This window comes from Floridaenema aerugineum BLCC-F46 (genome assembly GCF_041929345.1).
Lineage (GTDB): Bacteria > Cyanobacteriota > Cyanobacteriia > Cyanobacteriales > Aerosakkonemataceae > Floridanema > Floridanema aerugineum.
Genome location: NZ_JBHFNQ010000271.1, coordinates 20,284 through 40,417, shown reverse-complemented (window position 1 = coordinate 40,417; position 20,134 = coordinate 20,284). Strand labels below are relative to the sequence as shown.

General features: G+C 40.3%; 16 protein-coding genes. 4 read left to right on the top strand and 12 right to left on the bottom strand.

Annotated elements, in window-relative coordinates; all coding sequences use genetic code 11:
* Positions 1-409: 409 nt before the first annotated feature.
* Positions 410-1,405, top strand: a complete 996-nt coding sequence (locus ACE1CC_RS36440; protein ID WP_413275324.1) for a GGDEF domain-containing protein — start codon at positions 410-412, stop codon at positions 1,403-1,405.
* Here ACE1CC_RS36440 and ACE1CC_RS36435 read toward each other — a convergent pair.
* A complete protein-coding gene (locus ACE1CC_RS36435; protein ID WP_413275323.1) occupies positions 1,390-2,076 on the bottom strand; it encodes an ATP-dependent Zn protease in 687 nt (228 codons plus the stop codon). The two genes, ACE1CC_RS36440 and ACE1CC_RS36435, sit on opposite strands and share 16 nt — an antisense overlap.
* Before the next feature lie 187 nt (positions 2,077-2,263).
* Between ACE1CC_RS36435 and ACE1CC_RS36430 the strand changes: the two genes are divergently transcribed.
* Positions 2,264-2,677, top strand: coding sequence for a hypothetical protein (locus tag ACE1CC_RS36430; RefSeq protein WP_413275322.1), 414 nt, complete (start codon positions 2,264-2,266; stop codon positions 2,675-2,677).
* A 59-nt stretch (positions 2,678-2,736) separates the two neighbouring features.
* Here the strand turns inward: ACE1CC_RS36430 and ACE1CC_RS36425 are convergent, their stop codons facing one another.
* The 3 genes from ACE1CC_RS36425 to ACE1CC_RS36415 are packed head-to-tail and all read right to left on the bottom strand — an operon-like array spanning position 2,737 to position 7,389.
* Positions 2,737-5,061: a transglutaminaseTgpA domain-containing protein gene (locus ACE1CC_RS36425; RefSeq protein WP_413275321.1), complete on the bottom strand. Its 2,325-nt coding sequence runs from the start codon at positions 5,059-5,061 to the stop codon at positions 2,737-2,739.
* Positions 5,062-5,116: 55 nt separating this feature from the next.
* On the bottom strand, positions 5,117-6,148 hold the full coding sequence (locus ACE1CC_RS36420) for a hypothetical protein (protein ID WP_413275320.1): 1,032 nt from the start codon (positions 6,146-6,148) through the stop codon (positions 5,117-5,119).
* Between the two features lie 32 nt (positions 6,149-6,180).
* A complete protein-coding gene (locus ACE1CC_RS36415; protein WP_413275319.1) occupies positions 6,181-7,389 on the bottom strand; it encodes a hypothetical protein in 1,209 nt (402 codons plus the stop codon).
* A 56-nt stretch (positions 7,390-7,445) separates the two neighbouring features.
* Here ACE1CC_RS36415 and ACE1CC_RS36410 point away from each other — a divergent pair, with 56 nt between their 5' ends.
* Positions 7,446-7,934 (top strand): hypothetical protein, encoded by a 489-nt coding sequence (locus ACE1CC_RS36410; RefSeq protein ID WP_413275318.1) that lies wholly within the window; start codon positions 7,446-7,448, stop codon positions 7,932-7,934.
* Positions 7,935-8,040: 106 nt separating this feature from the next.
* Here ACE1CC_RS36410 and ACE1CC_RS36405 read toward each other — a convergent pair whose 3' ends face one another.
* Genes ACE1CC_RS36405 through ACE1CC_RS36395 form a run of 3 tightly spaced genes read right to left on the bottom strand, consistent with a single transcriptional unit; the run spans position 8,041 to position 9,759 of the window.
* The gene (locus ACE1CC_RS36405) at positions 8,041-8,628 is read right to left on the bottom strand and encodes an SPFH domain-containing protein (protein ID WP_413275317.1); all 588 of its coding nucleotides are present in this window, start codon (positions 8,626-8,628) and stop codon (positions 8,041-8,043) included.
* Between the two features lie 59 nt (positions 8,629-8,687).
* On the bottom strand, positions 8,688-9,221 hold the full coding sequence (locus ACE1CC_RS36400; RefSeq protein WP_413275316.1) for an NfeD family protein: 534 nt from the start codon (positions 9,219-9,221) through the stop codon (positions 8,688-8,690).
* A 19-nt stretch (positions 9,222-9,240) separates the two neighbouring features.
* Positions 9,241-9,759, bottom strand: a complete 519-nt coding sequence (locus ACE1CC_RS36395; RefSeq protein ID WP_413275315.1) for an NfeD family protein — start codon at positions 9,757-9,759, stop codon at positions 9,241-9,243.
* A 207-nt stretch (positions 9,760-9,966) separates the two neighbouring features.
* Between ACE1CC_RS36395 and ACE1CC_RS36390 the strand changes: the two genes are divergently transcribed.
* Positions 9,967-11,727, top strand: a complete 1,761-nt coding sequence (locus ACE1CC_RS36390; RefSeq protein WP_413275314.1) for an AAA-like domain-containing protein — start codon at positions 9,967-9,969, stop codon at positions 11,725-11,727.
* 140 nt (positions 11,728-11,867) lie between these two features.
* Here ACE1CC_RS36390 and ACE1CC_RS36385 read toward each other — a convergent pair whose 3' ends face one another.
* From ACE1CC_RS36385 to ACE1CC_RS36365, 5 genes are all read right to left on the bottom strand, one after another.
* Positions 11,868-14,516, bottom strand: a complete 2,649-nt coding sequence (locus ACE1CC_RS36385; protein ID WP_413275313.1) for an AAA-like domain-containing protein — start codon at positions 14,514-14,516, stop codon at positions 11,868-11,870.
* A gap of 374 nt (positions 14,517-14,890) precedes the next feature.
* On the bottom strand, positions 14,891-15,214 hold the full coding sequence (locus ACE1CC_RS36380) for a type IV pilin-like G/H family protein (RefSeq protein ID WP_413275312.1): 324 nt from the start codon (positions 15,212-15,214) through the stop codon (positions 14,891-14,893).
* Between the two features lie 255 nt (positions 15,215-15,469).
* Positions 15,470-16,441: a solanesyl diphosphate synthase gene (gene sds, locus ACE1CC_RS36375; protein WP_413275357.1), complete on the bottom strand. Its 972-nt coding sequence runs from the start codon at positions 16,439-16,441 to the stop codon at positions 15,470-15,472.
* A gap of 813 nt (positions 16,442-17,254) precedes the next feature.
* A complete protein-coding gene (gene murI / locus ACE1CC_RS36370) occupies positions 17,255-18,088 on the bottom strand; it encodes a glutamate racemase (RefSeq protein ID WP_413275311.1) in 834 nt (277 codons plus the stop codon).
* A gap of 229 nt (positions 18,089-18,317) precedes the next feature.
* The gene (locus ACE1CC_RS36365; RefSeq protein ID WP_413275310.1) at positions 18,318-20,126 is read right to left on the bottom strand and encodes an N-acetylmuramoyl-L-alanine amidase; all 1,809 of its coding nucleotides are present in this window, start codon (positions 20,124-20,126) and stop codon (positions 18,318-18,320) included.
* Between the last annotated feature and the right edge of the window lie 8 nt (positions 20,127-20,134).

Below are 20,134 nucleotides of genomic sequence, written 5' to 3'. Positions count from 1 at the left end.
GACATTTCTCTATTTTCCTGTTCAGGAGTTCAGGAGTTCCCTTTAAATCAAAATATCATGTCCTAACCGATATGTTCGTTGCTATAAGTAATTAACCAAAGGCATAGGAAAATTGAAGTAAGATAATAGATGATCGGGGGTTAAAGTTAATAAGCAATAGGAAGTCGGCAGCCTGCTTCTCAGTTTTGTTGCTAATAGCTTAAATTTATGCTTCAATGCAACAAAATATGAATTTAGCGGGGAACTCTCAATGTATAACTAGACAAGGCTATTCAAAATCTAGATATACTCGTAAAGCATCTGTGTAAATAACTTTACTTAGCGCGGTAAATTCATAGTGGCTTACCATACCTATGAAAGTCACGTTATTTCATTTGTACATAACATTTCCTTTTTATTTCTACACCAAATGAATACTTCCATTTTGATAGTTGGAAGTGTTGAATTTTACGGCACACTTCTCGATCGCTTGCGTGATTTAGCAACCTGTAGCTTTGAAGTGATAGCTTCTGCCAACGAAGTAATCTCTTCAATTGGGGCAAAAAAACCGGATTTGGTGATTTTGCCAGCAAATCAGGCAACTAGCTTAGAAGTTTGTCGCCTGCTGAAGCAAAGCTCCAATTTAGCTTGGATATATTGCATTTTAGTATTAGATCAACCAATAAACGCTGTGGAAGCAATTTTACCAGGATGGAATTGGGAGTCAGGATGGAGAGCAGCGGCGTTAGAAGCAGGCGCGGATGCTTGTTGCTGGTTGTCGCCAAAGCAATCCAATTGTAGACTTGCGGAAGCTCAGTGGCGGCTACAAAATTCGTTGCTTTGTTCTCAGATTCAAACGGGAGTGCGCCAAGTAAAAATTTACCGTAATTTGATGCAGAGTAATGATTATTTATCAGCGATCGCACTTGCCGATCCCTTAACAGAACTAAATAATCGTCGCGCCTTAGACTGGGAATTACCTCGACAAATTGATAATGCTCGTATTCGTTGTGCACCTCTAAGTTTACTAATTTTAGATGTAGATTACTTCAAATCAGTAAATGATACTCACGGTCACTTAGTAGGCGATCGCGTTTTACAATTACTCAGTGCCCGCTTGCGACACAATCTGCGTTTTCAGGATACCCCATTTCGCTACGGTGGTGAAGAATTCGTAATTATCCTCAGCAATACCAAACTTCAAGAAGCTAAATTAGTTGCCCAACGTCTTAACACCTTAATTGCCGATCAACCCTTGATGATTGACAAAAATTTAGCCCTGCAAATTACAGTTAGTATTGGAGTTGCTACTCTCAGATCCGATGACGACGAGCAGGGAATTAGCTTACTCGATCGCGCCGATCAAAACTTACTAAAAGCTAAGACTGATGGACGTAATCGCTTCATTTCTCAAGAAGAAGATTGATTTTGTGGAATAATTTGCTGACAAACCTCGACAGATTCACCTTTCTCCATCGCTGCTACTAAAGCTTCATAAGCATCCCAATTACTTTGCAAAAGAGTACGAGCTTGCAAAATATAGTAACGTTCTTGCTGAGGATAATTTGATGCCAAATTACCTATTTGCGCCAAAGTAATTCCCAATTTTTCTCGGTCTTCTGCGCCGCCTGAAGCATTACCATAAACTAAAATTTCCGCTGCAATTCCCGCCATCCAAACAGTGCCGTAGCGATGTAAAATTTTAGAGGACAAAATGCCTTGTTCTAACTGAGTTGCTAATTCTCGATCGGCAAATCTCACTCCTCCTTGTCCCGGATGTCCTTGTTTCAAGGCTGACCAAGCACTCAGGGAATAGCCTGCGATCGGAATTTCTAACAAAGTAGCTACCAAAAAATGCCCAGCTTCATGGCGCACAATCCGGGCGCGATGCTCAGGTGAGGTACTAGCTAACCAATCTATAATTAAATTTCCGCCTTGCCCTTGCCAAGTGAAAGTATCCAGGGTGGTAAAACCTAAAACGATCGCAGTGGCAATCGCTGGCACATAAGGTGATATATGTAGCCAAGGCCCCAGCAGAACTGAAAGTGTCATCGCAAATACTAAAATAGCGATTAAATTCAAACTAACTTTGCTCATCTTGGCAGGTAAATTAAATTCTTAAGTAGATTTATTATCAGACCATCTTTTAGCATATCAACAAATTTGAGATTTGAGGTGGAAAAATCTAAAATCTAAAATCTAAAATCTAAAATTGCTTGCCCCTTGACTTAGCTGGAAAGTGCTGCTAAAACAGTTAATTAATTGTTCTTCACACTTGGCAATTATGAAACTAAATTTACCTCTGGCAACCGCTTTATCTACAGTAGCAATCAGCAGCGGTATTTTGTTGGCTAATATTGCTCCTTCCGAAGCAGTTGGAGGTTGTGCTTTTTTCAAGAATAAGGGTACAAATGCAGTAAATGCTGATAGTCCAAACACTTTAGTTGCTAACAAATTACCTAAGTTGGCGATCGCAGGTGCAGGAATCGCAGCTGTGGCTGGCTTATTTGCTGCCGGAATGTCTTATAAAGCACGTTTAGCAAATAAAGCTGATGCTACCACTGCTACCACTGCCGAAGCTTATACTGTACATCCAGAGGTTCCTGTTGATACTAATTCCGCAGATCTTCTGTTTGCACCTAAAGTAGAAGATGTTACTTCTGCCTCTGATAAACAAGATTTAACTCACGTTGGTTAATTAATTTTAGATAATTACAAAAAAACCCGGTTTCGCAGAAGTTACCGGGTTTTTGAGATTTACCCTTTACCCCTATTTGGCGAATTTTGCAAATCTTTTAATATCTTTCTCAGGCGTTTAAGATTGGGGTTTTCTCCACCGTAACGCCAGCTAATGTAAGCTTGAGAAATTTCTGCGATCGCTTCGGCACGTTCAGGAGGACAATGTTTAGTTACCGCATTGACATATTCTAAAGGTGTTTGTGCGGGATGTTTACGTAAACCTTTTTCTTTTAGCCATTTGAGCATTTGCTGATAAATACTTTCCATTGGTGGCAATTTCTGCAACCATAAATGATAGCGCCACATTTGCCAACCTTGCCAAGCTAACCAAGCTACAAAGGCTAACACAATGGTTGTAAATAATCCAGAAAATAAACCCATCCAACCTTTAGCAAATAAACCAAAAAACCAAGCGATCGCACCAAATAAAGCAGCTGCGATCGCCCCAAAAACAGTATTTAAAAACCCCGTAACTGGCGAAGGTAGCCAACCTGCGATCCATTTCCAGAATCTCTCAATTAAACTAAAAGTTTGATTTTCATTAACTGAAGGAGGAATTAACGGATGTCCGGGTATAGGATCGAAAGCAAACCAACCATAATTCGGGAAATATACCTCAGTTAGCAAATGAGCATCGGTATTTTTAACAATGTATAAACCTGTGAAATAATTGAAAGTTCCGGGGGAAAAACCTGCTGCTACTCTCGCCGGAATGCCAATTGAACGCAACATTATTGTATAAACTGTGGTAAAGTGGTCGGCGTAACCTCCAGTAATTTTTTTATTAGGCGGACTGTTTTTGTAACCAAACAAAAATGCTTCCACTAAGTCTTCATTTTTCTGCAAAAATGGAGGTAATCCTTCAAGTTTGTAGTTAGGATTTTGTTTGAGATATTGAGCTAAATAAAGCGCTTTCTCATAAACAGAAGTAATATCTTTGTTAGATTTTGACACCTTATTTTGGTTAGCTAAAATCTCTTCCGTGCGTTTTCTTACCTTTTCCTTAATTGCTTCAGGAACTTGGAGATAATATTTTTTGATATTTGTCGGATAATTAGTAGGAGCTTTACTTAAAGCAGTACGATCGCGCAGGGAAACATCAGAAATTACCGTATAAGTCAAACCTTCATTCAATCCCACAGGCGATCGCAAACTTCTTTCCGCATCTATTGCTATTTGTTGCGTGGGAAAATAGACTTGCCTGGGTTGTGCAAGCGCCGGAATAATATTGGGCATTTCTGACACCACCGTATAACTTTGAATCACCTCCTGAGTCTGATTTAAAGTAGGTATCATAGGTAAAATAAATTGAAAAGACCAAATCGGACGCTCGATAGTTTGAGTTTGTTTATTGCGGGAAACTTCCCAACCTTGTCCCGTGTATTTATCAAAAGCCATTACTCGCCAAAAACCTTCCGCTTGACTTCGCACCCGCATCACAGTTTTCGGCTTCATTGTGCCACGTAAATTCTGATTAATTACACTATTAAACCCATAATAAAAAGTATCATCTAATTCCCCCGCACCTTTTTCGCGGTTTCTCCCCAAACCTCTACCGTTACCTTGCCCCGGATTTCTTCCTCGGCTATAAGCAGGGTTATTAATATTACTCGGATCGAAATTTCCGGTTAACTCAATAGGAGCACTTACTGGAAAAGTCCGCAACTGATAACCCGGAACTCGCGGCAGAAACGCGAAAATAGTCAAACCTAAACCAACAACTACCAATAACAATAAACTTAACCGTTTTACCGAAAAAGGCAAAACAATTGTCTCTTTTTTTCGCCAACTTATAGGTGTGGGCTTTAATCCTAATCTAGAGCGATAATCTAGGACTAAAACTGGTAAAGCGATCGCCAAAAACAACAACAACAAAGGCGCAAAAGTCATAGTCTGACTGAGAGTAGCAGCTACTCCCAATAAAATCAGACCGATCACCATCGAATAACCTAAATCCTTACGCCTGGGCAAATCAAAACTGTGTAAAACTTGCAATTGAATTAACAGTTCAGCCAAAATTAATCGCGTATCATTCAAAGAACCTTGGATATTCAACAGAAAAGAAGCTAAAGCCAACAACATCCCGATCGCAATCCCAAACTTCACCGGAATGTTACTATGTCTGCGACGATACCAACTCCAAGTAGCACCAAATATACTAACAGGAACAGCCCACCAACTAATACTAGTTTCAGCTGCCACATCAGTAGCAATAATTCCGATCGCTACCAACAATTGCACCAAAATTCTTAACCAGATCGAATCCTCAACCTCTTGATTTGGTTTCGCTTGTAGCCGTTGTCGAAATTGGCTCAAAAAAGGACTGTTTCGCAGTTGTTGCATCGCCAAGCCACAGATGTTACATTACTAATCACTTTCAATCTAAAATCTTTAATAGCTAGATTGTCGGACAAATAGCAAAAATTAACGAATTATTAGCGAAGTGGTGGAACTGAACTTCTAGAGGATAACTCTGGTTAGGCGCTAAATCAAACAATTCCACACTTAAATAACCCGGATCGGGTCGTTCAGTTTGAGCAGATGCTTGACCTCCCTGCAATTTTAAAATACCGCCACAGGGAAATAAACATTGAATCCGCATAGACTTGATTAACTGAGCTTCCAACTTATATTCTGCTTGCAGAGTCAGCATCCCCAACTCACATAACCATTGGCGTTCCACTAAATTGTTAGTTGGTGATAAAGCCAAAGTCAGAAAGCCAAAAATTTGTTTAGCTATAAGCAGCAATAAAACCATGCGTTCATTTTGTTTCGCCGCTTCGTAACTGAGAGGAAACTGAGATTTAACCTGGGAAAAGTCCACAAACGCTAAATTTTGGGAAAAATTGCCGATCTTGTCGGCAAAGTTCTTTAATAACTGGGAATGACTGGGAAATAAAGCCTCCACCGCCCGGACTATTTTAGCTTCTTGGGCGAGGGAAGACTGTAATACAGACTGCGATCGATGAAATAATTTGAGTAAAATTTCTGGGGGAATAGACACTGGTATTCCTAATTTTTCCACTTGAGTCAGCCACAAATTTTCCCCCACAGCGGCTACAGGTGAAGCAACCTCGTCATTTTCATATTCCCAATCCTCCGTCTCCCAAGGAAACAAAGGCGGATTATTTTCTAACTCTAATTGAATCCGGCGTTTGATCAGCGCTTGGAACCGATCGCGTACTGCCGGAATATCTGCCACTTCCGTTGATTGAGGCGATGCTTCAGGAAAATCCCAGTCTGTCGTGCTATTCAATAGTTCTGACTCCAGCAAGTCTAAATCATCTAACTCCCAATTTTCTATATCACAATCTTGGTCATTTGCGCTCAAAATAGACAGTTCCTTATCTTTGACAGATAAGGTGGATCGATCGAAATGAAGTAACCAAGCGAAAAAATGTTCCGGGAAAAAATCAATGTCTCTGTTCATCAGTCGATGCACCCGATCCAGACAGGAAAAAGTTACGGTAAAAAGTTACGGATATCCCAAGCTAGTTCTAAAAGCTTAGACCACAGCTTCTGAGTATGGCTAAGGGTCCAACCAAAACGCTGTGCGATCTCTGCATCAGTCAATTTCTGACGCTTTAAGTCTAATAAAGTTAATTGCTCAGAATCTAGTCTGGCAAGAAAAGTTTGCCATTGCAGCGGCGTTAAGCCAAGATTTTTATCTATCTCAGCTTCTAACCACTCATGCACTAACTCCCACTGATGCAACAGCGCAAAACGAATCAGATGATACTTAAAGCGTTGCTGCAAATAATCCCTTTGACGGGGTGTTAGCTTCATGATACTTTCTATCTCTTTAGTATTACTATCATGGAGACGAAGCACAAAGTACTGAACGCAGTCATGCTGTTGATGTTCCTCTAGGTAGTTGATTAACTCATTAATCACTGACTGGCGCAGCTGATTTTGTTGATTTATCCCCTGTTCTTGGACTAACATCATTTCCCCCACCTGCCGCAACAAAACCTCGTCCATATTCTGAGGAGTCGATTCCATCCCAGAGCTATCAGCTACCTGTTCCATATCAATCAGTGTTTCCGGCGGTTGTTGTTGGACAAAAGCCTGCGCCCGCAAAATAATTAACTGTTGACGGCTTCTGTTACTAATGGGAATCCGGCGTTTAGCGTAACGTTCTGTAAAGCTCAGGAACTCTGCTAACTCCAACAGCGTCCTTGGTGTATAGGTAGGGCTAATGGGAGCAACTTCACAGTTTGCTCCTTCTCGACGAAAGGCAGTTAACGCCTCTACATAGAATCCCTGCAAAAAATCTTCGATCAAAGTCAAGCGTCTTTGATACGCCGAAGATGTACGCGAAGGAGCGATGTAGCGATAAACAATAGCACTTAATGTACTGTGTAAGTCCAACCTTGCCATAGTTGCCCGGAGATAATAGTAGTGGAGACATTGCTGTAAGCGATGACGAGCTAATTTAACAGCCCACACTTCCACATCGCCCAGAGCTTGAATCCGCTGACTTTGTTGGCAAATTCGGATCGCTTCCGTTGCTAAACGTGCTGCTACTTCACGGCAATTGTGCTCTGAAGCAGGGGTAGATCGTCTAAGTTCGTTGAATATTAGCTCTAATATAGCCTCCACGCCCGCAGATTTCTCCTCGCCTAGTTTTTGCCGGGGGTTGTGCGATCGCTTTTTTGGAACTACCTTCACTGCCACTAATCAGGTAAATCGTTAGACTCGAAACGAGACTACCAGAGCTTTGTTTTATGGATTTAGATCAACAGATTCAAGTTTTGATTGATAATGCACCCAATGATGGGCGAACACCCCAAGCTATGCGAGCGATCGCACCAGCACTGAAGCTCGTGGCAAGTCAGTTGCAACATCCCCAGTACTACGTTCTCCAAACATTGGACGATGCCTGGGTACTCACAACTTTCAGCAATCCTGAACAGCCTCAAGAAACAAAGCATATTCTTTACGCTTTTCCGACTCTTCAAGATGTCACTACCCAAACAAGCACTCTAGAAGATCCCGAAGTCATGGCGATTCCCGTTCCTGTCACCCATATTTTGTTCCAAATGGTAGGTATGGACACTGTTGATAGCACGATCTTTTTTGAAACCCCTGGTAATCTTTCTGAAGGAATGCAACTGCATCGGGAAGATTTACAAAATTTGGTGCAATCCTACCTAGAACAGGAATTTCCGCCTTCTCAGTCTTCACCTGGGAACATTCCACCCAATATCGCTTAAAATTCAGGAATTTAGCCCGATGAAAATCTAGAATTTATTGATGAAAATTGGCAGATCAAGGCATCAGATCCCCGACTTCTTGGAGAAGTCGGGGATCTGGGCATTTCTAAGCTTGACGAGTAGAGACGTAATCCTTACTTAAATTTCCGTTTTTGGCGGGAGTTTTTAATGCTTCATGCACCAGCTTATTCCCAATTGTAAAATCGAGCATTTCTACCCGTGTAATTTTCACTCCCCAAGGTTCTGTGGCAATATCTAACTGTTCGACTAATGCTTCATTAATTTCGGCTCTCGCTGTAAAGATTTGGTCGAGTTCCATTGTGGCAATTTGCGCTCGAATATTGGTAATTAAAATATTCATCATCGCCGCTTTCAAGTCTTGTACTTTGTAGTAAGCTCTTTCGATGTCTGTCATTCGCCAGAACACTACAAAATTAAGAGTTGTGTAAATCTTATCTTGGGTAATACAATCGATCGGACGCATTTCTAAAATTTGTTCTCGCGTCGTTTGTTTGTAAGCCACATTTTCAATATAAGGAATCAAAAAAGTTAAACCAGGTTCTAACTTTTTACCTTCATATTTACCCAACATTTCCACTACAGCTTCGTCACCTTGACGGACAATTTTCACACTGCTGGCTAGGGTAGTCGCGCTGGCAATTGTCAAGAAAGTAAATAATGCTAATGGATTCATGGTAAAATTCCTCAAAAATTAACTAAAAATGAACGTTGTTTGTTTATTTGTTTCTCGGGTTATTGGCGAGGCGAAATAATTAAAGTATTTGTTTCGCGACGGAGAACAGAAACTTTTTGGTTAGGTGCGATCGCCATTTTTTTATCCACACAACAGGCTTTCCAATAACAGCCTTCGTAAAGCACTCTCCCAGTTTTTCCTGGCAAAATTTCGGTAATTGTTTTCGCTTCAGTAGCATCAGGAATGACAACTTTTTTCCCTTTGGTTAATCCGGGACGTACCCAGATAATTAAGGCTAGAGAAACTCCCATCCAGTAAACGATTTGAATGTTAAAATCTTCGTCGTAATTATTGGTGAGACTCCAATCAACTTCCATGAATACTGCCAGTTGCCAGACGGAAATAGAGGTAATAAATGCACTAATTCCGAGAAATAAAGCAATTTTTTTGAATTTATTAGGCAGGTTTTTAGCTAGAAAAAATTCTGTGATACCAAGCACAAGTCCGACTGTAAACCACAACCAAGGGGGGCTGAAGATGAAAGTTGAATTAGTAGTGGTTTGGGCGAAAAACCATGTAGGAACAAAGTACACAACACATTAATCTCCTTAATTACAATTGGTAAAAATTTTCTGGTGCTATAATTAGCGTGTTTCCTTCTCGACCCAAAACATAAACTATTTGATCGGAGGCGATCGCTATTGTTTTATCGTTACATCGGGCGTGCCAAATAGTTCCTTCATAAAGCACTTTTCCGGTTTTTCCTGCTAAAATCTCGGTGATTGTTTTCGCTTCAGTTGCCTCCCGAACCTTAGACTTTGTACTTTTCAGAAACATTGGACGCAGCCAAATAACCGAAACCGCTGATAAACCCATCCAATAAGCAATTTGCCAATTCCAATCCGGTAGATAATAAGTTCGGAACAAGAAGATCGCTAATATAATTGAATTAACTCCAGCAATTAGCGGTACTAGTTTGTAGTTTTTGGCAATGTTTTTGGCGAAAAAAAGTTCAGTTAAACAAAGAAAAGTTCCCAGGAAAAACCAAAATAAGGTAGGCGCTAATCTTGACCATGTTAGGTAATAACTTGACAGCACATAAACCTCCTGAAAGAGTTCGTCTAAACTCAAGAAATCCTCGATTTAGTAGGGTTCATCAGAAGTTTAAACTTTGCGGTTATCTCCTAAAATTTTCTTCTGACACACCCGACAAACCTTTGTTATTTAGTATTAAGATGGATGCTTGATTGAGTTCTTAACTGACTTCTTTGAGATCTCATCGACTTCTCATCGACTTTAGTTATAAAATCTGGGAAGTGTATTTTTGATAGCGCTGCTATGCCGCGATCGCTTAAACTGCTCCAAGAGTTCATTCCCACAGTCAAATCCTCTCTACTGAGAAATGGTTTTCCCAGTCAAAAAATTTTGGCGGAAGATTTAGGGATTTCCCAGTCCACAGTCAGCAATTTTCTGAACGGTAGACCTGTGGATTATGCGAATTTCTTAGAAATTTGCCGAATTTTGGCGCAAGAATGGCGAAATATCGCTGATTTTGCGGATAATCACCTAGTAGATGTGGTATCGGATGCGAAAGTCAGCGTTTTAATTAGCGATCGCTCTTGTCACCCCAGCCTCTCACAGCACTTGCAGCAAGAAATCTGTAACACTGGACACCAAGTAACAATACTTAATGCTAACTCTTTCCCACAATCATCTTTACAAATGTGCGATTATCTGCTGTTACTGCTTTCACCCAGCGCCGCAGTCAGCGAAATGGTTTTAGAAGAAGTTTTATTAGTAAAAGAAACGCAAAAATCCCATAATCAGAAACCCACAATTTTACCGATTTGTATCAATTTACCTTGGAAGAATGGGCTATCTTTTGATTTAGTTCAAATGTTAGCAGGATGTCAACCTTGGCAATGGCGATCGACAGAAGATACAAGTGCGATCGGCTCCGAACTTCTCAGCATTTTTCAACAAAATCGCACTTCCTTTAGCGCCGATCATCAATTAGCAATTAACTGGCAAAATCTCACTATTTCCGCTTTCACTTCGCCAAGTTTATCTCAACCTTTACCAGTTGCATCGCCAGAATTACCAGAAGGACAAGTTGAAATAGTCTCGCAATTTTATATCGATCGTCCTCCGATTGAATCACGCTGTTATGAAGCGATCGATCAACCAGGTGCATTAATTCGGATTAAAGCACCTAGACAAATGGGTAAAACCTCTTTAATGGCAAGGATTTTACATCACGTAGAACAGCAAAATTCAACTACACTAGCCTTAAGTTTTCAATTAGCTAATAAGCGAGTATTCAATAACTCCGACACATTTTTACAATGGTTTTGTGCCAGCCTAGCGCAAGAATTAGGAATCTTAGAGCAATTAACTAAATGTTGGGAATTAGCCGAAATTATTGGTAGTAATCAATGTTGCAAAGCTTTTTTTGAACAATATGTATTACCAGAAACACCAAATTATTTGACTTTAGGTTTAGATGAAGTCGATCGCGTATTTGAATCCCCCGAAATTGCCGACGACTTTTTTGGTTTGTTACGTGCCTTACACGAAGAAGCCAAACGAAGAGATATTTGGAAAAAATTCCGTTTAATTGTCGTACATTCCACCGAAGTTTACATCCCTTTAGACATCAACAAATCGCCTTTTAACGTAGGATTACCAATAGAATTACCAGAATTTAATTCCCAACAATTACAAGAATTAGCAATCAAACATGGCTTAAATTGGCATCAAGAACAAATCGAAAAATTAATGAATTTAGTAGGAGGACATCCTTATTTAGTTCGACTAACAATGTATCATATTGCTCGACAAGATGTGACCTTAGAACAAGTCCTCGCACAGGGAGCAACAGAAGCAGGAATTTACAGCGATCACTTGCGACGACATTTATGGAACTTAGAGAAATACCCAGAATTACTAACAGCAATGAAAGAAGTTGTTAGTAGTGAAGGAGGCGTGAAATTGCGATCGGAACAAGCCTTCAAATTAAATAGTATGGGTTTAGTAAAACTAGATGGCAATAATTGCACAGCAAAATGCAATTTATACGCCCAATATTTTCGGAATTAGTCATTAGTTATTAGTCATCGGTCATTGGTTATTTTTCATTTTGGATACCAAGTTCAATTTATACCAAATCCTATATCTTCTCCCTCTTTCCTCCGCGTCCTCTGTGTCTCTGCGGTTTAATAATAAAGGAGTATCATTTCTCAATTCTCTTCTACTCCCTTACCTCCTATCCCCTCACAAATACTTTTATCCCGCTGATTAAGCTGAGAATTATTCTGCAAATATTCCCGCAGCAAATTACAACCTTTAACTAACATTTCTTCCAGATTCAAATTCCACAAAATCACCCTTTTATCAACACCAGCAGAAGCAAGAAATTGACCATCTGGCGACCAAGACACACTCAAAATTTCACCCTGATGATTCTTTAAAGTTCTCAGCAAACTACCATCAATATGCCAAATTCTCACCATTTTATCTGCACTTGCTGTAGCAATTGTTTGTCCATCGGAACTAAAACTAACACTATTAATTTTGCCGGGATGTTTCAAAATACCAATTAACCTGCCATCAATATGCCATAGTTTTACAGTTCGATCGCTACTAGCAGCAGCAATTAATTGACTATCAGCACTAAAACTTAAATTATTAATCGCACTATTATTGTCTTTTAAATCTCTTAACCAAGTGCCATTTCGTTGCCAAACTTTAACAACTCCATCACTACCAACTGAAGCAATAATTTGATTATTAGGGCTAAAAGTTACGCTATTTACCCAACCTTTGTGACCTTTTAAAGTACGTAATTCTTGACCGTTCGATCGCCAAACTTTCACCGTATTATCTACACTTCCCGAAACCAGCATTTCCCCATCTGAGCTATAATTAATACAGGTGATTTTTTGGTTATGCGCCGGGAAAGATTGAATTAATTTACCGTCTAAATACCAAATTTTAATAGTTCCATCATCACTTGCTGAAGCAATAGTTGAATTTTTTGGGTTAAAACTAACGCTGGTAAATTTACTAGTATCGGGATTAATTGTGGTTTTTAATGTGCGATCGCGTTGCCAAATTTTCAGCGATCCGCGATCGCTAACACCAGCAATTAATTGACTATCCTTGCTGAAAACAACCAAGTTAAAATAATTATCCTGATCTTCTATTTGTTTGGGTTTTTCTCCAGAGTAAACAGCTTGATTTAGAGCCATTAATACTCGCATTTTAGTTGCCGGATTTACGTCTAATGACCTCTGCATTACTCTACCTGCTCGAATACTTTGCAGCAAAGCATCTAAAGTTTTCCCAGATTCAAAAAGGTTTTCTGAATATAAGCTTAATCTATTTAGTTCGGTGTTTCTGCGATCGATAAATAGCTTTAAAAAAACTACTTCTACAATCAACACCAAAAACAACAATAAAACTATAATCGCTCGAATATTAATTGCTGCTTTAAATCGCCGTTCATGACTCAGTTTAGCCTCAGCTAATTTTCGTTGTTCTTGCTCTTTACTCAGTTGAGAAACCAAATCTTTTTCTCGACAAAGCTGTTCAATTTCCGCTTGACGTTGCATTTCAATTTTGCGTAAATCTGCCAAAGCAGCTTCTTGACTAGCTGCTAAAAACTGATAATCTTGATTGCTTAAACTTTTCCCAGTTGACCAATTGAGAGCATCTTGTAAAGCTTGTCCGCGCAATAAACGCGAATCATCTTGACAATTAGAAGCTAGCCAAGCTGTTAATGATTCAGCGTGAGGACGTAAAGCAAAAAAAGTTTTTTCCACCCAAGTTTCGTTAAATATTGTTTCGTAAATGCGATTATAAACTCTTAATTTTCCCTCCCGCATTACCACTAAACCTGATAATCTTAATTGCGTTTGTTCCGAGGTTTCATTGGCAGAAATTTCTCCTTTTTGCAAGATTTTCTGGTATAATCCTAATAGTCTGCCAGCAGATTGGCTATTTCTGGTTAGGCGATCGCGAATCGTTTTTATATGCGTTGGTTCATCTTGAGATTCCCAATTCTCAATAATCTGAACTTTTACCAATTCGTCAACCGAAACATCTGCACCAGAAGGCAAATATTGAACCACCAAATTACAAAGTTTTTGCGTCAGAAAAGGTTGTCCCCCTGTCCATTCTAAAATCTCTTTTAAAATTGCTTCAGGACGATCAACTTTTCCTTCTAAACCTTTAACTAAAGGTGCGACTTCCTGAAGTTTAAACCCATCTAAATTAATTGCTCGACCCACATTAAAAGGCGTGCGTGTCGGCTCGGAAATTAAATCTGTTGGTGTTGCAACTCCCAGCAAAGCAAATGTAAGACGCTGATAATCTGGATTCTGAGCGCGTTTATTATGGCAAGATCTAATCAAAGTAAAAAAATCGTCTAACGCCTCTTTAAAGCTGAGAACACTATCAATTTCATCAATAAAAATAACTATGTTTTCAGAGATTTTTACTAACAGAACTTCGCCAATCAATTCACCCAAACGTTGTACTGGTGGAATGATTTCTCGCTCTTTCCACCAAGTCATAAATTCGATCGCAGAAAACAGATTAAAACTAGTTAATAACTTATAAGCAACACCACCATACCATTTATCAAGAGAAACTTGTTGATTCCCTAAATCAGAAAGGTCAATTGTAGCACAAGCAAACCCATCTGCTTTGAGTCTTTGCATCGTCCTTACCAACAAGCTTGATTTCCCCATTTGCCGAGAATTCAGCACATAGCAAAATTCTCCATTTTTCAACGCTTCATAAAGTTCATTATCAGCTTGGCGCACCACATAAGTTGGTGCATCTTCCGGCAAACTTCCACCTATTTGATATTGGTAGTTTTTCATAAAATTAGAAGTCCTTTATTTTGAATTCCTGATTTCTACCTTCTCGAATTTACGCTATTGAAAAGGGGATTAAGTTTTTCCTTTGAGATCAAACGAATATACGTATCGCCAAAGATTATTGTAATTATAGTTTCTCTTAGCAAATTTGGCGATCCTTAAAATCAATTCCAAATATTGTTTAATTTACCTTAATAATCAATGGCTTTCGTTCCAGCACCGCCAACAATTTTTTCATTTTGAATTATTGGTGGTGCTGGTTTAATTTTACCCGGAAAATCAGCAGCACAGATAATACTTTTTGATGTCTTTTCACCTGTATTATCGATTAAGAATACAGCACCGACATGGCTGCGAGTAAAGTTGATTTTTTTCTTTTATTGAAAAACACCAAAGTAAACTTTTTCGTAGGCATCATCACGCGGTATAGCATAGCTTAATGCAGCATTTTTTGTAGCTTGTATAGAATATTCATATAGTTTAGTTTTGGTTCTTATTCCAACTTGTAAATCATTAAATGAATTAGAAAAAGTGCCTTCTTCTGTGTAGTAAGCCGCCTGAGATTTATTAAGAGAACTTATATATTGTCTGGCTTCAGCATTGTAACCTTTGTGAGCGGCTCCAGAAAAAAATTTAGCAACCTCAATGCCTAAGTTCAAAGCTAAGAATAGTGTAAAAAAGCTTACTAAAAACCTTTTCATAGTTATTCTCCAGAAAAAATGTACTAATATTAGGCTCAAAAAAGAGCTTCAATCAAACTGTCTTTATCTATTCACCCCTTCCTTTTTCTATTTAGACAAATGCTTTATTGAGTTCTTAACTGACTTCTTTTAGATTTCGTTAACTTCTCATCGACTGCTCCTTTGCGTAAGTCCTGCCAATAACTAATAACCAATAACCAAAAGCAAAACCGCGCTCTTCGTTAAGATGAGCGCGGTAGTTTATATCTAAATCTCTTAGTAAAGACGACTCAAAACATAATCCGCCATATTAATTAAAGCTTGACGCGATTCCGAGGATGGTAAATCTGCTAAATACTCCACCGCAGTCCGCGCATTTTGAGTAGCTAATTCTCTTGCTCTCTCAATACCCTTGGCTTCATTAATCAGTTGTAATGCCTGTTCTAAATCTCCTTCTTGGGAGAATTCCCGATCGATCAAAACTTCCAAAAAAGGTTTTTCCTTAAGAGCAAACAGCGTTGGCGCAGTTAAATTACCACTTCTTAAATCGGAAAGCGACGGTTTACCTAAAACGTCCGTAGAACCCGTAAAATCCAAGATATCATCGACAATCTGGAACGCTAGGCCAAGATGACGACCATAGTAATACAAATTCTGAGCCATTTCGCTACTCACATCACTGAGTATTCCCGCAGATTTAGCACTATTAGCAATCAGCGAAGCAGTTTTATAGTAGCTCTTTTGTAGGTAAGCCTCGATCGATAAACTAGCATCAAAGCGATTTAAACCTTGCTGAATTTCCCCAGCTGCCAAATCCATAATCACTTCCGACAGGAGTTTGACAACCTCTAGATTATCTAGATTAGCAAGATACCAGGAAGATTGCGCGAAAAGAAAATCTCCAGCTAGTACCGCAATTCTATTACCGAATAAGCTATGTACTGTCGGTACACCTCGACGCACGGAAGATTCGTCCACCACATCATCATGTACCAAACTAGCAGTGTGAATCATTTCAGTAATCTCAGCTAGTCGTCGATGTCGAGAGGTAATGTCCTGTTCTAGCATGGTAGCTCGCGAAATCAACAGGACGATCGCTGGTCTCAGTCGTTTTCCTCCTGCTCCAAACAGGTGTTCCGCTGCGGCAGACAAGATAGGGTGACGATTACCAACTAGCTGCTTTAAATTCTCCGACAGCAAACGCAGGTCTGCTTCAACAGGCGAAAAGAGGGAGGTAGTTGAGGTCATGGATCTGCCAGTTCCGGCTTTATTTACGAAATTTAACATATTCTCTACCTCATTTTAAGCTAAGCACCCCACAGATGAAATCCCGTTTCCCATCCTCTTCTCCCATTAACCTACTAAATCCCCGCTCCTCCGCTCCGACCAGTGGATTTCTGTATTAATTTGCTAGAAAAGATAAATAACACAGCGAAATTTTATTCGGATTCCAAAAATTGTATAAAATTTTTAAGCATTTTTCCGATTCACCTCAAAAAGCTGAGAAGCTTGTGATAGGCTAGTTAGTAAGGATTTCACTAAATTTGAATAACACTCCCAGGGAACCAACAATAGTTGGTTGCCAATGGTGATATGGAGTGACTCCTTTCACTTGAAGATAAATGTAGCTACTCACCAGTAGTTGCTTTCACCGATTGTTAAAATCGGAGCTTGGTTTCTTAGAGAAACTCTAAGACTTTCAGGGCTGGGTCAACCAACCTAACCTGCCATTCCTTAGTGCTTATCTAAGGTTTCAATAAGCAAACAGAAACACTAAGCGGTATTCATGCCGTTGCGTGACCTGTTTTGCTGACAGCTTAAGAGTACTATTCCCGTGAGTACTAGCAAGCTGGAATTTTCTATAACTATCAACTTAATCCCATTGCTCTACCTACTAGTAAATTCATTATGGTTTACCGCGATATGCCTCTGATGATTCCCTTTTTAGCCACAGGTTACTTGTTAGCGATTTATCTGCTTCTGATTATCGCCCAACGGTCTAGAGCTTGGAGAAGACCCCAAGGTTAACACCAAGCTCTAAAGAATACATTTGACTATTAACTACTCTCTTTCGAGAGATTCTATTTTCGCTGGCCCTAAAGAGACAGCTGGCAACCATACCTGCTCCACAATAGGGGTACAACCTAGCCACTGCACCGACAATTGAGCGAAATGATGTGGATCACCACTCACACAGAAGCGCGTCGGCTGCGGTGGACTAGTATTTTTTAGCCCCAGTAAATCTAATTCTTGAGCCATGGCTCTCACCACATATACTGCTGGATCGACTGTACGCACTGTCCGAGGCAAAATAGATTTTAGCACTGGTGCTAAATGGGGATAGTGAGTGCAGCCATAGACCAAAGTATCAATTTGTTGCTCCAGCAATTGAGCTAAGTATTCCCTGGCTACTTGGTAAGTATCTGGGGTATGAATCCGGTTTTGTTCGATTAATGGTACAAAAGCCGGACAGCCGACTTGCCAAACTTGAACTGTGGGGTCAATCTCGTGAATGGCACGACGGTAGGCATTGCTAGCAGCAGTGGCGGGGGTAGCAATTACACCAATTCTTCTTCCTTGTGACACCGCTGCTCTAGCTCCTGGTAAAATAACCCCTAAAATCGGGAAATTGAATTCTGATCTTACAGTTTCCAGTGCTAAAGCCGAACTGGTATTACAGGCCATAATCACCATTTTGACAGACTGTTGCTGCATCCAGGTGAGAATTTCCCGAACAAAGGTTAAAATTTCGCTCATCCGACGGTTTCCGTAAGGTAATCTAGCCGTATCTCCAAAATACAGGATAGATTCCGAGGGTAATTGACGATAAAGTTCTCTGAGAACGGTAAGACCACCCACACCACTGTCAAAAATCCCGATTCTTTGAGAGGTCATTGATATACAAGTCCTTTGTAAATTGATGCTGTGAATTTTAGATTGAAGAATTGTTAAGAGTCAAACAAAGTAGGGGTTAGGGGTTAGGGGTTGAGTGTTATAGGGGGTGGGGAGAAGGCAAAATATTTTGGACAGGGTTTTAAAAATTTTCTTTTCCCTAACACCTACCCCCTAACCCCTGACCCTTATCACCTAATTTTTCCCTAACGCCTACCCCCTAAAATTATGGCTATCTATAATATTGAAGGTACTGAAGTATACCACGAGCTATAGCTTCTGCCATTTGGCTTTGGTAAGCAGGAGTTGCCAACCTAGCAGAATCGTCCAATCCTGTGACAAAACCAGTTTCCACCAATACAGATGGCATATCGCTGTGGCGTAGTACGTAAAATCTAGCACGTCGGACCCCGCGATCGTTAATACCCAAACTTTGGAGAATGCTGTTGTGAATAAATCGAGCTAGAGTCAGACCATTACTCAGGTAGTAAGTTTCCAAACCGCTGACATCGGGACGGTTAGCTACTGCATTAGCATGGATGCTGACAAATATATCTGCATTGACTCGATTAGCGATCGCAACTCGACCTGGTAACTCCACAAAATAATCAGCACTGCGAGTCAGAACTACCTGAACACCCTGTTGTTCCAATAATCTAGCGACTTGGAGTCCAATCGGCAAGACTATATCTACTTCTCTTAAACCGCCAATTCCGATCGCACCCGGGTCTTTTCCCCCATGTCCGGGGTCGATTACTACCAAAGCACGGGCATTTGGGCGGCGTGTGGGTAACTGTGGCAAAGGATAATCTGTAGCCCCTTGACTTAGAGGAGGATAATTTTGACGCTTTGGAATCTGCCCTGAAGAGGCAGTATAAAACGGTAAAGCTAGAAGTTGGGGACTAGGCTGGCCCACTTCCCCAATTTGAATCCCAGAAGCAGGTAAGAGCAGAATAGTTACTTTACCATCGTCCTCGCGGACACGCAAGCGTAATATTGGCGCATCCCTGTCAAGTCTCGGTTCTTGGAAACGCTCAATTAACTGCGATGAATTTATCGTAATCCGATAAGCACCACTAGACCTGTCCCAACCGCTAGTGTAAGTAAAAGGCTGATCCGATCGAATTAATAATTGATTGCCATTCATTTCGATCGACTGAATATTCGCCCTTTGACGTTCTCCTCTTTGAGCAGTAGTAGACTGTTGTCCCCCTGGTAGCAAAACAATACCACCCAAATTGCTAACACTAGCACCCCAGTCCGGGCTGTTTTCCCCTACCTTGAGAGTCAAACGAACTACAGGCGGATTATTATTCACCTGATTAAGTTGAATACTACTAACACCATTACGGTTAACTGAAAATTCCCGATTCAAGAGTTGAGGTGAGAGAATAGCCCCTTCCAATTGAATATTGATCCGTTCTCTATTCCGCTCCACTTCAATCTCTGGATTGCCACCATTTGTCCGCAGGAACAAACCATCAGGTGTTACCTGTAGATATTGAATTTGCGTGATTCTAGGCACCTCAGTCGCCCTAGCAGTTACAGGAGGGGGCGCAGGTGCAGCTTCTGGGGTTGGTAGAGTCAGAGTAGTACTATTCGTTTGTCCTTCAGTAGCTACATTTTGTTGTCCATCAGTCCGGCTCGGAGTTGGCAGTTGGACTACCCATTGTTTAGGGGAAACTCCGCGAAATTGTATTTGTTGGGGGTCGAGAGTATACCCATCAACCAATTCAATCACTAAACGAGTTGTCCGAGAGTTTACCTGTCCTACTCGTATAGAACGGATTAAACCTCCGGCTTGCTGATTAATACTCCGACGCAGGGTAGTACCGGGTAAATCAATCACCAAGCGAGTCGGATTAAACAATAATTTTGCTTTGGGTTGAACGTCACCATCTGTGGTGAAAACCAACAGATTGCGTTGACTATCAAAACGCCATGATTGCAGTTTACCTGCGATCGCTGGAGATGAAAGTAAAAGTAGGCTTAAAAAAGTACTGGGTAGTATCCAGTGAAATTTCACGGCTGATTTCTCCATGATTTACA